The sequence below is a fragment of the Aquimarina sp. BL5 genome, assembly GCF_003443675.1.
Classification (GTDB): Bacteria; Bacteroidota; Bacteroidia; order Flavobacteriales; family Flavobacteriaceae; genus Aquimarina.
The window spans coordinates 1,914,683-1,930,459 of the sequence record NZ_CP031963.1; the positions used below are offsets into that span (position 1 = coordinate 1,914,683).

The following is a 15,777-nucleotide window of genomic DNA, read 5'->3' on the forward strand; positions in this document are numbered from 1 at the left end:
CTAGTACTTTATTACATCTTCTAACGCCTCACTTTTTTAAATTTTTACTCGTCATTTGATTACCTAAAAAAGGCAATCAATACAAATGAATATATCTCTTTTTAAAAAGTGGAATCGTATACTGGGTTGGACCGTATTTCTTATTTCTTTACTAGTCTATATTAATACAGTAGAACCTACAAATAGTTTTTGGGATGTAGGTGAATATATTTCAGCATCTTCAAAGTTACAAATCGGACATCCTCCTGGCGCCCCATTGTTTCAAATGATAGGAGCTTTTGCTTCTAATTTCGCTATGAACCCAGAACAAATTGCATATACATTAAACATCACATCAGGAATTGCAAGTTCATTTACTATACTTTTTATGTTTTGGTCAATTACCATTTTACTGACTAATTTGGCAAAGGCTAAATCAAATCTTACAAAAAGTACTTGTATTGCCATACTAGGAGGCGGAGTCACAGGTTCCCTGGCTTTTGCTTTTACAGATAGTTTTTGGTTTAATGCTGTAGAGGCCGAAGTTTATGCAATGGCGACTCTTATCCTCTCTGTTATGTTTTATTTAGGGCTTTTATGGCAACGAGATATGAATCAAACACAAGGAAATAAATGGATTATTCTAATTTCTTTTATCATAGGATTATCCTTTGGTGTTCATTTTATGGGGTTACTCTCCATTCCAGCAATAGGGTTGCTCTACTATTTTAAAAATTATAAAATCATTACACTCAAAAATTTTATAATCGCAAATCTTATTGTGATTGCAGTGTTACTATTTATTTTTAAGATGCTTTTACCCTATACACTTGCGTATTTTGGTAGTTTAGAAATCTTCTTTGTAAATTCAATCGGATTACCTTTTCATTCAGGGACCATTATTGCCGGTATAAGTTTGATAATTTGTTTTTACTTGGGATTAAAATACGCAAGAAAAAAATCTTATCCATTAATTCATACTTCCTTACTTTGTATTCTTTTTATTCTAATTGGTTTTTCTAGCTGGTTAATGATTCCGATTAGAGCAACTGCTGGCACGGTAATTAATGAAAACAACCCGAATAATGCCAGAGAATTATTAGCATACTACAATCTAGAACAATACCCTAAAACGCATCTATTCTATGGCCCCCAATTCACAGAAATCTATGGCAATTTAGATGAAAATGAACCCTATTTAGATGACAAACCGAAATACGAAAAAGATCTAAATACGGGAAAATATGTGATCGTTAACGATTGGAAAAATGCTAAACAGAATTTAGACAATACTCATAAAACTTTATTGCCAAGAATGTGGAGTTCCGAACATATCAGTAATTATATGCTATTTAGTGGACCATTGAAATTTTCTATAAAAGCTGAATATCAGGATGAAAAGGAACTTATAGATACTGTTATTGATTTTAGAAAACAATATGCAGCAGACCAATTAGATTATAGTGATTATCACAAATTCTTAGAATCATTTGGTCAATTTCTGGATGTCCGACCGCCTTCATTTTGGGATAATGTATCCTATCTCTTTCAGTACCAAATTAATTATATGTATTGGCGGTATTTTATGTGGAACTTTGTTGGAAGACAAGATGATGTCCAAGGAAAGTTATCTTCTTTACATGGTAATTGGCTTAGTGGAATTACTTTTATTGATGAATATCGACTTGGATCTCAAGATAATTTACCATTAGATGTAACGAAGAACAAAGCTAGAAATACGTATTACTTCATTCCTCTTATTTTCGGTTTGATTGGATTAGTTTTTCAATTGAAGCATGATAAAAAAAATTTCTGGATATTATTTATGTTCTTTTTGTTTACAGGATTATCATTAAAAATATACCTTAATGAAAGGCCTTTTGAACCTAGAGAAAGAGATTATGCTCTGGTTGGCTCTTTCTATGTATTTGCCATTTGGATTGCCTTTGGAGTATATGCACTTTTCGACATATTAAAGGATCAAATGAACGCTAAGAAAGCTGCGTACATAATAATTCTCATTTCTTTACTTGGAGTTCCTTCCCTATTGATTGCACAAAACTGGGACGATCATGATCGATCCAATCGATATACTGCTCAATCATCCGCAAAAACATACTTATCCTCTTGTCAGAAAGATGCGATTCTATTTTCTATTGGCGATAATGATAGTTTCCCTTTGTGGTATGTACAAGAGATAGAAGGATTTCGAACAGATATACGTATTCTCATCACCAATTTATTGGCTACAGATTGGTACATCGATCAGATGAAAAAAGCAGCGTATGAAGGTAAGCCCGTTCCTTCTCAATTAGAGCACACATTTTATACATATGGAAATAATGATGCAGTTTTCTACAAAAAGGTAACAAAGGACACTATGCTGATCAAAAATTGGATGCGATGGATCACATCAGATGATGATAGGACCAAAGGGGAACTTATCAATGGAAAAGTTGTTTCTACATTTCCGACAAAGAATATTCGAATACCTGTTGATAAGGAAGCTGTTTTAAAAAACGGAATAGTGTCTGAAAAAGATGCGGATAACATAGTACCATATATTGATATACAACTAAAAGGTAATTACATCCCAAAACATAGATTGGTCATGTTAGATATCATTGCTAATAACAATTGGGAACGCCCTATTTATTTTACTGGTGGAAGTTTTGGAGATGATGATTATATCTGGATGAAAGACTATTTACAATTAGACGGAATGACATATAAACTTGTTCCTATCAAAACTAAAGTGAATCCAAACAATCCATATCAATTAGGAAGAGTTGACACTAATGTGATGTATAAAAATGTGAAGGAGTGGGATTGGGGAAATGGAGATAGTACAGAAATCTATCATGACACAGAAACTAGAAAAAACGGAATATCCTACAGAACCAATCTTGGCAGATTAGCCAATCAGTTAATTAAGGAAAATCAGCTTCTTAAAGCTGAAGAAATCCTGGACTTGGGAATAGAAAAAATGCCGTTGGATATTTATGAATATTATACACCATTACATGCTTTTGTAGGCAGCTATTATGAAATAGATAAAAAAGAAAAAGCAAGAAGTTTATGGAAACAATTAGCTACAAAATATCAAGAACAACTACGTTATTTTTCAAACCTATCTTACGAAAGACAGCAAGAATATTTTGAAAGCATTATGGATAACGTGACATATTATCGAGATCTTGTGGATACTCTGGTTGAAAATCAGGATAAAGAACTTATAAATGAAGAAATAGACACTTTCAACCGATACATTAACTTGTTTCCAAGGTTTTTTGCTAAACAAGAAAAATCTAATCCAAATACTACATTAGAAGATAAAGAGAATTTATTGAAAGAATTGAGATCGGAGCAAGAAATTGAGTAGTTTAAGACTAAATCAAAATCTTAGAGCGTCTAGCTTTCATACTGCAAAAATTGATTTTTTTTTAAGTACACGAATAATCTATTCGTGTTAAAATCTATAAAATTATTTTTTTAGTTAGGATTCCTTACTATATTTGTATCAGAATATTTTTAACCTTAAAAATCATTAAAATGAGTAAATCAATTTTTTATCACGCAGGATGTCCCGTTTGTGTCACTGCCGAACAAGACATCGTAAACCTAATTGGAGCTTCGAACGTAGATATCATCCATCTTGGAGAGGAGCAATCAATAATTACCAATGCGGAGAAAGCTGGCGTTCAATCTGTTCCTGCGTTAGTAACTCCCAATGGAAATGTATTGCATATTAACTTTGGTGCATCCTTATCCGATGTAAAAAAGTAAAAATTTAAACATAATAGTTAGGATTCCTAATTATTAGGATCCTAACTATTATAAAATCAATAGAAATTATGAAACATTTATCTTTTTTAATAATCATACTATTAAGCAACACATTATTTGCTTGTGATGACTGTAAGAAATACAATAATGATGACCTAAAAATTACCGCAGTTAGTATTACACACCTGCAGGATATATCAAGTACTATTTGGGAAATTAAAGTAAAGGGGAAAGCTGGAAAAACCACTCCTGAACCAGCTGGACAACTTAATGGAGCTCCGATTTTGGGATATGTTTTTCCAACTACTTTAAAACCCACCGATGTTGGTTTTAATAGCACCGAAGGAATTGTAGCTCTGGCATTAACATCACATCCAGATTTTGACGACACTCCATTATGGGATGAAAATTATGACAACACATATGACAATGATGGTATTATATGGCACCCACATTGGGTAGTTCTTCATCAAGATAACAGAGTAAAAGGAGGATTATCAGTAAAACAATTTAAAAAGGGTGACACCTCGGTGAAGCTCCCTCCTACCAATCCTGGAATGCCGATGTACATGGATTCTCCAGGTTTTCAAGTAATTACTAAAGAAAATTCTATTAAAGTTGTTATTCCGGATTACAGAATAAGTAATCAAACTAATTTCAAGTTTGACGCTGTATCTGCTTATATGCAAGTAAATACGGACAAAAATGATCTTCCTATGCTTGGTGTTTATGAAGTATACAGTATTCTAAGTACCGATCTATCTTTACCTTATAATGTTGAATTTAAATAATCGAAAAAATGAAAATAGCAGTTTGGGATACTTATGTTAACCGAAAGGACGGGTTTCTAATGCATTTTGATATCCTTGTTCCGGATAACATCAAGGATGAAAATCAAGTTTTAGGATATGGTAAAAAATACTTGAATACCAAATCTTTTGATACTTCTAATCTAACATCGGATGAATGTAGATTTTGTCATATTGAAAAGGCTTCTCCAGAACTTATTCGTCTAATACAAACTCAAGGGTATGCCATTATTGAAATGGAAAATTGTCATTAGAACGGTAATAACTAATTAGGATTACTAACTTTGCGATTAAGAAAGTTAAATTTTCTTAATAGTTTTATATGGATAAGAGTGCTTTTAACATACCGTTTCAACATGATGACATCAATGCAAAAATAGTTATTAGCTTAGAACGTATTTCTGAAGTTTTCCGTGTTTTATTATGGGAATATGCAAAAGAGATCAAACTAAGTCCTATACAGATACAAATCATGATTTTCGTAGCGTATCACAAGGAAGACTTATGTACTGTTAGCCATTTAGCGAAAGAATTTAATCTTACTAAACCTACTATTAGTGATGCTGTTAAAGTTTTAGAACAAAAAAAAATGATTTCTAAAAACAAAACATCTACTGATAGTAGAAGTTACTATATCAGTTTAACTGCTGATGGCAAAAAGAGTGTTTCTAAAACTGAGCACTTTGCGAGTCCTATCAGAAAAAAAATTGACAGCTTTAATCAGGAAGAGCAAGAATCATTATTAAAAACTCTTAGTTCTTTAATCTATAAACTGAATAGATCTGGAATTTTATCTGTTCAGAGAACCTGTTATGCCTGTAAATTCTACGAAAAGAAAACTGAAAACAATGATTTCTGTAATCTTATTAAAACAAAGTTAAATACTAAAGATATTCGATTAGATTGCCCTGAATTTGAAGAAAAGGTATAAAAAAACCTCCTGACTAAATTTTCAGGAGGTTTTTACTATATTCACTAGAGGGTAGTAGATCTTGTTTTTCAACTACTAACTCGGAATGAAATTGAATTAATTAACAGCTATTTTTACTGAAAAAGAATCATTTCCTTTCCTTAATGTCATAATATAAAAACCGGTATTTAAAGAACGTACATCCAATTTCGTAAGCTCATTAGAAAGTACTGTTTTAATTACTTCTCTACCAGATATATCATATACGAACGCATCTATATCTTCGGTTAATTGTGGTAACGAAATAAATAAATCGCCATCTATACTTGGATTTGGATATACAGCTAACTGATCAACATTTGCAAATTCTCTGATACTCAATGTATTTGTTGGTAACTCAACCAAAGGTCCTCCCGCTTCTAGAGCTACCCATAATCCAAAAGCAGCTCCATTACTATTCATTGAAGGATCTAAAAATCCACTTGCTACTACTGTAATTGCTGCGTCGTCTAAATTAAGAGTTGCTAAAGGAGCATCATATCCTTGTACAATGGTAGCTCCATCTGCAGTAGAAATATTAATTTGATAATCGTCTGTTGGAAGTTCTAAATAACCTGCAAATTCTGTATATGAAACATCATCAACTAATGGAGCTCCTCCTGATTGTAAATTTACATCTACAGTAGGTGCATCAGTAGCTCCGTGATGCACTAATACATCTGTATTGCCAGAAGTAGAAGCAGCTTCTCTTCCCATAGCATACACCTGGATACCGAAAGGTTGTGCTGGCATGTAACCAGAAGCACTAACTATACCATCAGCTACAAGAATATACGTTTCTCCAGAAACTAAGGTAGCGGGTAATTCATAAATAGCATCCATAGAAGAAGTACTTGTTCCCGGAGCTACCTCGATACTTAATGGAACTCCAGCAGGAGCATCGATAAAAGGAGAAGCAGTTCTGAACGCAAAACCATCTATCAACAAAGCATCATTTAGATATACATCTACAGAGGCCGCAGCAGCATCAGCAGAATTATGAATTACTTGAACACGAGCAGAACTTTCTGGCAATGCTACTAAATCACCTCCAGCTGGTGTAGCTGCATACAATCCAAAAGCAGCTCCATTACTATTCATTGAAGGATCTAAAAATCCACTTGCTACCACGGTAACAGCAGAATCAGTGAGACCTAAAGTAGCCAAAGGAGCATCATATGCTTTTACAATAGTGGTACCATCTGAAGTAGAAACATTAATAGCGTAATCATCTGTTGGAAGTTCTAAATAACCTGCAAATTCTGTATATGAAACATCATCAACTAATAGAGCTCCTGATTGTAAATTTACATCTACAGTAGGTGCATCTGTTGATCCATGATGCACTAATACATCTGTATTCCCAGAAACTGAAGCAGCTTCTCTTCCCATAGCATACACCTGGATACCGAAAGGCTGTGCTGGCATGTAACCAGAAGCACTAACGATACCATCAGCTACAAGAATATACGTTTCTCCAGAAACCAAAGTAGCTGGTAATTCATAAATAGCATCCATAGAAGAAGTACTTGTTCCCGGAGCTACCTCGATACTTAATGGAACTCCAGCAGGAGCATCGATAAAAGGAGAAGCAGTTCTGAACGCAAAACCATCTATCAACAAAGCATCATTTAGATATACATCTACAGAGGCCGCAGCAGCATCAGCAGAATTATGAATTACTTGAACACGAGCAGAACTTTCTGGCAATGCTACTAAATCACCTCCAGCTGGTGTAGCTGCATACAATCCAAAAGCAGCTCCATTACTATTCATTGAAGGATCTAAAAACCCACTTGCTACCACGGTAACAGCAGAATCAGTAAGACCTAAAGTAGCCAAAGGAGCATCATATGCTTTTACAATAGTGGTACCATCTGAAGTAGAAACATTAATAGCGTAATCATCTGTTGGAAGTTCTAAATAACCTGCAAATTCTGTATATGAAACATCATCAACTAATGGAGCTCCTCCTGATTGTAAATTTACATCTACAGTAGGTGCATCTGTTGCTCCGTGATGCACTAATACATCTGTATTACCAGAAGTAGAAGCGGCCTCTCTTCCCATATCATACACCTGGATACCGAAAGGTTGTGCTGGCATGTAACCAGAAGCACTAACGATACCATCAGCTACTAATATGTAAGTAGAACCTGAAGAAAGCGTTGTTGTAATTTCATATACCGGCATACTAGGAGAACCTCCAGGAGCCGTTACTTTTAATGTAATTGGTATGCCAGCAGGAGCATCTACGAATGGAGAAGCAGTTCTAAATGCAAAATCTTCTAGTAATAGTTGATCCCCTGAGACGGATGTGAAAATATACACATCAACTATAGCAGCGGCTGCATCAGCTGAGTTATGAATCGCTTGAACTCTTGCGGTTTGTGCAATAGATGTGAAAGAGAAGAAACATATTGCAATTAATAAGGTAAAAATGTAATTAGGTTTCATGATATTAATTGATTAAAGGTTTATAATTAGTTATTGAACATTCAAGTGTTTAAACAATTTTTATATTCATTAAACAACTATAAGTTAAAAACTAGAACCCTCTTCTTTGATTTTAGTTTAATTTTAACATTTACACCTTTTTATTTTTTCTCACTAATTCTGTTGGAGCTAGGATGGATCAGATCAAGTTTAGTTTTTTTTAGACAGAAAAATAGTTTTGTAGAGCTCTACAATACTGTTTTTACAAATTTTCAGTATGAGCTATATTCTTATTAATTATCCTTAATAGAAAAAAGGAAAGTACCCCGAAAACAAATTGTTATTTCTTATAGATCATGTGGTCACGAAATCTGTGTATTTAGCAAAAAGAGAGGCTCCCAAACAATGGTCTGCGCGAATTAGAAACTGAGGAATCATATTGAATCAGTTCTTAATTACATATAAAATAAGGTAAGGCTTTAAAAAAAGCCTTACCTTATATATTTTAGTTTACACACTTAACGAGAAAGTGTCTCTTTTTTATCCTTTAACAGGTTTTGCGGTTTCTTTTTTACCGATATGCTTAGCATAGAATCCCATCATAGCTTTATACATCGCAATTGAGTTTTCTTCTTTTGCAAAACCGTGACCTTCATCATACCTAACCATGTAAGGCACATCAAATCCTTTATCGCGCAGTGCTTTTACGATCTGATCAGATTCATCGATATTTACACGAGGATCATTTGCTCCTTGCACTACAAATAATGGTTTTTTGATTTTATCTATTTGATATACTGGAGAAACTTCTTCCATGATAGCTTTTTCTTCTGCTACGTCTTCATCATACCAAATCTCTTTTATGATTTTTAAATAAGGCTTCCAATATGGAGGAATCGTTTTCATAAAAGTAAATAGATTAGATACTCCCACATAATCGACTCCACAAGCATATAAATCTGGTGTTTTAGTCAATCCGCGTAACACAGCATATCCTCCGTGACTACCGCCATAAATAGCTACTCTATCCTTATCTATCCAACCTTGATCAATTACATATTGCAATCCATCTTCTACATCATCCATTGCTTTTCTTCCGATTTGTTTGAATCCCGTTTCTAAGAATTCTCTACCATATCCTCCAGAAATTCTAAAGTTTACTTGCAAGGTCGCATATCCTCTACTAGCAAACAATTGAGATTCTGGATTAAATCCCCAAGAATCTCTTATACCTTGCGGTCCACCATGCGGATTTACTACCAAAGGTACTTTTTTACCTTGTATCGCTTCTTTTGGCAAGGTGATATATCCATGTATTGTCAATCCATCTCTACTCTTAAAAGTAATCGGACGCATCTCTGCCATATCATTCTCTTTAAGCTGAGGCATTAAATTATAAAGCAGCTTAAATTCATCCTTTTTTACATCATAAGAGTAATAAACCCCATACAATTTATCACTTTGAAAAAAGATCAAATACTTATCTTCTTTATCTGTTTTTCCCGCTATTGAATATTGGTGGTCAGGAAATTCTTTGGTAATTCTTGTATGTAATTTTTTATAATAATCACTTACAGGAATCATCACTCTCTTTTCTCCTTGATATGAGAAATAGTCCAATTCGTATCCTCTTTTTCTCGATAAGGACAAGTTAGAAACATCATACTTATCATTAGAGAATAATTTTTTGATTACTTTATCAGCTTTTAAATCGTATAAATATATCTGAGATTTATCTGTATCTAAGTTAGAAACTACATAGGCATCGTGTGGGTTTTCTGTGGAGTAATCATAATTTAGAATTGAAAAGGTATCCTTCCAGTTCATTTTTTTTATGATTTCGTATTTACCTTCTTCCTTAGCATAATAAAAATCTATGTTTACTCCATCCCTTATCTTACCATAGCCTCTAAGGTTACCATCTTTGTCAAAATTATATCCTGAAATAGGATTCGCAGCATCTTCATTCTTAAATAATTGCTTAATTTCTCCTGTAAGTATATTAATTTTATATGGCTCGAATATCTGTTTATTATTCTTATTCATCGAGATGATCATATGATCCTCATCTTCCTTTAATCCTTCTAAAATGTTTACCTGTACACCGTCATAAGGGGTTAATTCTTTTTGATCTGTCCCATCAATATTGGCTGCAAATAAATGATAATCTTCATTTCCACCTTTATCCATTACATAAACCAATCGTTCATTATTAGCCCAACCATACCCTCTGATTAGTTCTTCTTTCTCTTCAATTACACGGGTAACCTTATCGGTTGCTATTTCTTTTACGTATACGTGATTTTTACTATTTTCATCTTTCTCTCTGTATGAAAGATATTTTCCGTTTGGAGAAAACTGAAAACTTCTTGCCTTTGGTCTTGCAAAATAATCTTCGACAGAATATTTGTAATTCCCTTGATCCAAACTTGCTATTTTTTCTAATTCTGTATCAGAAGAAACCAATGCTGGATTTCCTGGTATTGTTTTCTCTGATTTTTCCATTTCTAATGGTAATTCCATTCCGCCTTGATAAAAAGTTCCTTTAAGTTTACTATCTTCTAGAGATGCTACATATTTGATCCCTCCTTGTTTAAATGTCAAAGTTAATTGATTGTTTTCAAAAACTGTAGAATCCAATGGAATTCCTGTTGCACCTTGAGATGGACTATCCATTGTAGAAGATAAAGCTCCTTCTTTTTCCTCGATATGAAATAGTAATGGAACTTCAGTTCCTTGAACCGATAGTTTTCCTTTCCAAGTTCCAATAACTCCTTGTCCGTACGTTTGGGTAAATGATACGCATAACACTACTAAAAATGTCCCCCATACTGTTTTAAATAATTGTTTCATCTGTTTGTTTTTTGATTTTTAAGTTCAGATTAAAGTTGCTATTTATTACTCTAATAATTTATTAGTTTTATTTAACAGCTCATTATATCTGTTTATAAAATTGATAATGAAAAAGTGAATGTATATGATGTTAGTAATCAACATTAACTTTTTGTTACATTATTTGTTAATTTTTAACAAGACAAAAGAACATAACTGTGTGATTTTTGGATTTAAAATTATAATCATGTCTAACCCTATTGACATAACTAACTGATCATATCTGTTACAATTTTCATAAAGATTATACTACTATTTAAGGTTTTAGTACTTTAGGCTGATAACACAAATAACCTCACAATGAAAAGAATTTTTATAGTATTACTCTCTATTGTTATACTTAGTTGTAATCAAAAGAAAGAAGAAAAAAATAAGGAACCTGAAGCAACAGAAAACAAAGAACCAATTCCTGTAGAGCCTGATGGTGGTATTGGTGATGGAGCTTTGTCCATATCTAAACATTTCACTAAAACTATAGAGAAGGCTCATAAAAAAGACAAATTTTTAAATCATAAAGCAGTAAGTTTCTATGTGAATATCATATTTAACGGAAAAGAGCATTTGGATGGAAAAGTTACGATGCTTACCAATTCATCAAAGATTAGAATTGATAAAAAAGACGAAAGCAAGTTAATTTATGATGGAGAAAATGTATACCTGTGCCCTGCTGATGCTAATGATAAAGGAGCTCGTTTTGATATGTTTACTTGGACTTACTTCTTTGGATTACCTTATAAACTAAGTGATCCTGGAGCTAAATTAGAGTTGCAAGATGATAGAATGCTAAATAACACTAAACATAGTACTGCAAAACTAACTTTCGAGGCTGGAACCGGTGATGCTCCAGACGATTGGTATATTATCTATGCGGATCCTGTTGCGAAATCACTACAAGCTGCAGCTTATATTGTCACTTTTGGAAGTGATGGTGATACTTCTAAAGCAGAAGCCGATCCACATGCGATACATTATAAGGAATTTACTACTGTAGATGATATTCCTTTTGCTACTAAATGGGAATTTTATGGTTGGACCTCAGAAAAGGGGATGACTGATAAATTGGGAGAAGCTACTATAACTGATATTACCTTTCTAGAGAAAGAAGGTGAACTATTTGACGATCCGGAGAATTCTAAAATAATCAATTAGTAGTAAAAGATTCTAAAACAAAAAAAACACCGCATTAATTGCGGTGTTTTTAATTCACAAATTTGTCTCGTCCTGAAATATCGTTACACTAAAATGTTATTTATGGAGTCATTACATTCAAATTATGTAAAGCGTACACAGAAGGATTACAGTTTATCCTTTAAGCTACAAGTTGTTCAAGAGATTGAACAAGGCTTATTAACAAGAACTCAAGCTTTGGATAAGTATGGTATTCAAGCAAGATCTACGATTCGCACTTGGTTAAAAAAATATGGTAAATTTGATTATGATTTTAGTGTAAATAGATCCATGTCCAAAACACCTGAACAACGTATTTTAGAATTAGAACAGCAAGTCAAGCTTTTAGAGAAACAAAAAGCAAGAGCTGAATTTTTAGCAGAGCGTGCGGATAAGAAAGCAATTATATTTGATATGATGATTGATATCGCCGAAGAGGAATTTAATATTCCGATCAGAAAAAAGCACGTACCCGAGTTATCGAAAAATATAGCCAAGAAAAACAAGAAAGCATAACTGCTACCTGTGATTTACTCGGGGTGAATAGACAGGTGTATTATAGAGCTATTCGGTCTTATCAAGACAAACAAAAACTAAGTAAAAAGGTAATTGATTTAGTAAATACCATTCGCATATCAATGCCTAGAATCGGTACAAGAAAATTATTTCATCTTTTAAAATCTCAACTCAAAGTAATCGGAGTTGGTCGCGATAAGCTATTTAAAATACTAAAGGCTAATAACTTGTTGATTTTACCTAAAAAGAACTATCATGTAACTACGGATTCTCATCATAGATTTAGAAAACATAAAAATCGAATAAAAGATGTTGAATTTATCAGACCAGAACAAGTATGGGTCAGTGATATAACTTATATAGGAAATAGGGAAAATCCATGTTATTTGGCTTTAATCACGGATGCTTATTCTAAAAAAATAATGGGATATAATGTATCAAATAGTCTAAGTGTAAAAGGATCTTTAACAGCTTTAGATATGGCTATTTCTAATAGAGATTATAATGAAAAACCTATAATTCATCATTCCGATAGAGGATTACAGTATTGTTCCAATGAATATCAAAAAACATTAAACATCAATAATATTAGCCCTAGTATGACTGAAAAATATGACCCTTACGAAAATGCCATAGCAGAAAGAATTAATGGAATTCTTAAACAAGAATTTGCTATTGACAAGTATGATACTTCAATGCAAATCAAAACCAAACTGGTTCAAAATGCAATCCGCATTTATAATCAAATAAGACCTCATTTATCTAATTCAATGTTAACACCTGATCAAATGCATCAACAAAATAAATTAAAAAGAAAAAGCTACAAAAAACAAAAGGTAGCAAATTAAAATTGCTACCTTGTATTTATTAATTCCTGTAACGATTATTCAGGACGTCACAATTCGATAAAATGTACTACAGTACTATAATCCCGAAATTACGAATTCTTCCCAGTTCCCTATTGAAGTTCTATTACACGTCATCGGTTTAGACCCATTTTCTGAACTTATATATTTACCATTATTTCCTTTTAATGCATATTTATCTCCTCCTCTACTAACTAAAGTAAATTGCTCCCAATCACCTATTTGAGATCTATTACAAGTTATTGGATCAGCACCATTCTCGCTACTCACATATTTACCGTTATTTCCTTTTAATGCTACTTTCCCTTCACTAAGCGAAATTACCTGAAACTTTTCCCATCCCTGGGCAGTGGTTCTATTACAATTCATAGGTTTAGCTCCATTTTCGCTACTTACATAATTATTATTGTTTCCTCTAATATCTATAGTTCCTCCTGAGGTTGTTGGTGGATACATTTTATTAATTCCAGTTATATCACTATTGGACAATCCATTGCGTTGGGCATTGTAGGTATTTCCATCAGCGCGTGTAATTGTAGGTTGACCATTTTTAGAAAAAGCAAAAGATCCATACATCATGATACTTCCTAGATCTAGATTAGAGGTATATTCATTACCATCCTGACCTTGTTCTATATACGTTCTAAAATTAAATTCTCTACCGTTTTGTATATTTTCGAACAATACTTTTATATACTGATCTCTATCTTTCCTGCTTTGTTCGTGCCATAATCCAATCGCATGACCAATTTCATGAATAGTATTACCCGTAGAACAACCATTCGCTAAGGTAATATCTTGTCGTCCTCCTATACGTCCAACATAAGAAGAACATCCAGATCCATTCTTGAAGTAGACATAGTTCAATTGATTCGTACGTTTCACAAATCTTAACGCGGTTCTAGATTCCCAATGAGCAATAGCATTTGTTATACGAGCTTGATTAGGCATTCCACTTTCAATAGAGTAATACACTGTATTATTAGGCCATCTCCCTCCAGTTCTACCAACTCCTTTATTAGTATCAGAAGGCATTACTTTTATATCTCCTTCTAATATATAATGTTTATTGATGCTCTCTACATCTACATCTTCTCCATTTAATGTTATGTTTAGCAATTTACCCGTTTCATTAGGGTATGCTTGCTCTAAAATAAAATCCTCATTTAGATTTTGTTGGTCGTTAGATTCAAATTCTTGTGATTCACAAGATGTACATAACACACTTATTATTAATCCTAATAATAATGGGATATAGAGTCTAGAATACTTTTTCATGATTAAGCTAAAATTAGTTTTAAAAGTTGTTACTATATTAGTAAATACTTTTCTTTCTAATACCTACAAAATACTAAGTGCTTTCAAACTTTGAACAAACGTTATAAATCAAAAAGTATTCGTTTCTGGTAAATATTTAAAGAGGACCGTAAAATTGTAGATAATAAACTTTCTGGATTATCATATGCTATGGATTTTACAATAAAGGATTACGTTAAAATAAACCAGCTTAGTTTTATTTTTTCGTATCTTTAATAAACACAAGTTGTTCTAATTAAAATTCACTCACATGACTGCGCTGTTTAAAAAATTACAACTTCCTCCATCACTGGATGAGATATTAATATTGAATGAACCTGAAGGATTTTGTAAAGAACTAGACTGTCTAAAAGATGTTATAGTTAAAGAGTCTTTAATACAAGTATCTGAAGTTGACTTTGCATTGGTTTTTGTTACCGAAAAAAAACAGATTGAAAACCGCATTGAGACTGTATATCCAAAATTAGTGGGAGATGGTATTCTTTGGTTTGCCTATCCTAAAAAAAGTTCTAAAAAATATACCACTGAAATTACGAGAGATCACGGTTGGGGGGTTCTGGGAGATTATAACTTAGAACCTGTTCGACAAGTAGCGATTGATGAGGATTGGACTGCATTACGTTTTAGAAAAGTAAGCTTTATAAAAAATATGACAAGAAGTAAAGATTTTGCACTTAGTAGTGCTGGTAAGGAAAAAACTACGGGAGTTTAATGAGTTGGCACTTATACACTTTATCAGCTATTTTTATAATTGCTGGTATTTTTCACCTGATCAAACCAAAGGCATTTATGAGAATTATGCCTCTATATATTCCTTACCACAAACAATTAGTATATTTAAGTGGCATAGCTGAGATATTGACGGGAGTAGGTGTTCTTTTTTTACAAACTAGGTTCTTTTCAATTTGGGCAATCATTGTAATGCTTATTTTGTTCATCCCTGTGCACATACATATGCTAGTTAATGAAAAAGCAAGCCTTAAGTTACCAAAGTTGGTTCTTATTTTTAGACTTTTACTTCAATTTGGTTTCATATATTGGGTTCATTTATATCTTTAAA

Annotated in this window: 13 protein-coding genes; 10 read left to right on the plus strand and 3 right to left on the minus strand. The window is 32.9% G+C overall.

What is annotated here, in order from left to right:
- Positions 1 to 85: 85 nt before the first annotated feature.
- From D1818_RS08245 to D1818_RS08265, 5 genes are all read left to right on the plus strand, one after another.
- Entirely contained in the window at positions 86 to 3,361 is a 3,276-nt protein-coding gene (locus D1818_RS08245) for a DUF2723 domain-containing protein (RefSeq protein ID WP_118457852.1), read from the plus strand.
- A gap of 170 nt (positions 3,362 to 3,531) precedes the next feature.
- Entirely contained in the window at positions 3,532 to 3,765 is a 234-nt protein-coding gene (locus D1818_RS08250) for a thioredoxin family protein (protein WP_118457854.1), read from the plus strand.
- A 68-nt stretch (positions 3,766 to 3,833) separates the two neighbouring features.
- A complete protein-coding gene (locus tag D1818_RS08255) occupies positions 3,834 to 4,556 on the plus strand; it encodes a hypothetical protein (protein ID WP_118457856.1) in 723 nt (240 codons plus the stop codon).
- Between the two features lie 8 nt (positions 4,557 to 4,564).
- The gene (locus D1818_RS08260) at positions 4,565 to 4,828 is read left to right on the plus strand and encodes a DUF2024 family protein (RefSeq protein WP_118457858.1); all 264 of its coding nucleotides are present in this window, start codon (positions 4,565 to 4,567) and stop codon (positions 4,826 to 4,828) included.
- 68 nt (positions 4,829 to 4,896) lie between these two features.
- A complete protein-coding gene (locus D1818_RS08265; protein ID WP_118457860.1) occupies positions 4,897 to 5,505 on the plus strand; it encodes a MarR family winged helix-turn-helix transcriptional regulator in 609 nt (202 codons plus the stop codon).
- 96 nt (positions 5,506 to 5,601) lie between these two features.
- Here D1818_RS08265 and D1818_RS08270 read toward each other — a convergent pair whose 3' ends face one another.
- Both D1818_RS08270 and D1818_RS08275 read right to left on the minus strand, forming a co-directional pair.
- The gene (locus tag D1818_RS08270) at positions 5,602 to 7,980 is read right to left on the minus strand and encodes a DUF4397 domain-containing protein (RefSeq protein ID WP_118457862.1); all 2,379 of its coding nucleotides are present in this window, start codon (positions 7,978 to 7,980) and stop codon (positions 5,602 to 5,604) included.
- Positions 7,981 to 8,499: 519 nt separating this feature from the next.
- A complete protein-coding gene (locus D1818_RS08275) occupies positions 8,500 to 10,812 on the minus strand; it encodes a S9 family peptidase (RefSeq protein WP_118457865.1) in 2,313 nt (770 codons plus the stop codon).
- Between the two features lie 339 nt (positions 10,813 to 11,151).
- Here D1818_RS08275 and D1818_RS08280 point away from each other — a divergent pair, with 339 nt between their 5' ends.
- From D1818_RS08280 to D1818_RS08285, 3 genes are all read left to right on the plus strand, one after another.
- A complete protein-coding gene (locus D1818_RS08280) occupies positions 11,152 to 12,000 on the plus strand; it encodes a DUF6503 family protein (RefSeq protein ID WP_118457867.1) in 849 nt (282 codons plus the stop codon).
- A gap of 102 nt (positions 12,001 to 12,102) precedes the next feature.
- The gene (locus tag D1818_RS25585) at positions 12,103 to 12,534 is read left to right on the plus strand and encodes a helix-turn-helix domain-containing protein (protein ID WP_205487253.1); all 432 of its coding nucleotides are present in this window, start codon (positions 12,103 to 12,105) and stop codon (positions 12,532 to 12,534) included.
- On the plus strand, positions 12,531 to 13,382 hold the full coding sequence (locus D1818_RS08285) for an IS3 family transposase (RefSeq protein ID WP_233558671.1): 852 nt from the start codon (positions 12,531 to 12,533) through the stop codon (positions 13,380 to 13,382). The genes D1818_RS25585 and D1818_RS08285 overlap by 4 nt, the downstream gene beginning before the upstream one ends.
- Before the next feature lie 75 nt (positions 13,383 to 13,457).
- On the opposite strand, the gene D1818_RS08290 is transcribed toward D1818_RS08285, so the two are convergent.
- Positions 13,458 to 14,678 carry a M12 family metallopeptidase gene (locus D1818_RS08290; protein ID WP_118457869.1) on the minus strand — a complete coding sequence of 407 codons (1,221 nt, stop codon included), beginning with the start codon at positions 14,676 to 14,678 and terminating at the stop codon, positions 13,458 to 13,460.
- Positions 14,679 to 14,967: 289 nt separating this feature from the next.
- Here D1818_RS08290 and D1818_RS08295 point away from each other — a divergent pair, with 289 nt between their 5' ends.
- Both D1818_RS08295 and D1818_RS08300 read left to right on the plus strand, forming a co-directional pair.
- A complete protein-coding gene (locus D1818_RS08295) occupies positions 14,968 to 15,429 on the plus strand; it encodes a hypothetical protein (RefSeq protein ID WP_118457871.1) in 462 nt (153 codons plus the stop codon).
- Positions 15,429 to 15,776, plus strand: coding sequence for a MauE/DoxX family redox-associated membrane protein (locus D1818_RS08300; protein WP_118457874.1), 348 nt, complete (start codon positions 15,429 to 15,431; stop codon positions 15,774 to 15,776). Before D1818_RS08295 ends, D1818_RS08300 begins: the two co-directional genes overlap by 1 nt.
- The last annotated feature ends 1 nt before the right edge of the window (position 15,777 follow it).

What these genes read in the sequence shown, in the direction of transcription:
- D1818_RS08245 (WP_118457852.1), top strand. Translation starts at nt 86, where the DNA reads ATGAATATATCTCTTTTTAAAAAGTGGAATCGTATACTGGGTTGGACC.
- D1818_RS25585 (WP_205487253.1), top strand. Translation starts at nt 12,103, where the DNA reads ATGGAGTCATTACATTCAAATTATGTAAAGCGTACACAGAAGGATTAC.
- D1818_RS08265 (WP_118457860.1), top strand. Translation starts at nt 4,897, where the DNA reads ATGGATAAGAGTGCTTTTAACATACCGTTTCAACATGATGACATCAAT.
- D1818_RS08255 (WP_118457856.1), top strand. Translation starts at nt 3,834, where the DNA reads ATGAAACATTTATCTTTTTTAATAATCATACTATTAAGCAACACATTA.
- D1818_RS08260 (WP_118457858.1), top strand. Translation starts at nt 4,565, where the DNA reads ATGAAAATAGCAGTTTGGGATACTTATGTTAACCGAAAGGACGGGTTT.
- D1818_RS08295 (WP_118457871.1), top strand. Translation starts at nt 14,968, where the DNA reads ATGACTGCGCTGTTTAAAAAATTACAACTTCCTCCATCACTGGATGAG.
- D1818_RS08275 (WP_118457865.1), bottom strand. Translation starts at nt 10,812, where the DNA reads ATGAAACAATTATTTAAAACAGTATGGGGGACATTTTTAGTAGTGTTA.
- D1818_RS08250 (WP_118457854.1), top strand. Translation starts at nt 3,532, where the DNA reads ATGAGTAAATCAATTTTTTATCACGCAGGATGTCCCGTTTGTGTCACT.
- D1818_RS08290 (WP_118457869.1), bottom strand. Translation starts at nt 14,678, where the DNA reads ATGAAAAAGTATTCTAGACTCTATATCCCATTATTATTAGGATTAATA.
- D1818_RS08280 (WP_118457867.1), top strand. Translation starts at nt 11,152, where the DNA reads ATGAAAAGAATTTTTATAGTATTACTCTCTATTGTTATACTTAGTTGT.
- D1818_RS08300 (WP_118457874.1), top strand. Translation starts at nt 15,429, where the DNA reads ATGAGTTGGCACTTATACACTTTATCAGCTATTTTTATAATTGCTGGT.
- D1818_RS08270 (WP_118457862.1), bottom strand. Translation starts at nt 7,980, where the DNA reads ATGAAACCTAATTACATTTTTACCTTATTAATTGCAATATGTTTCTTC.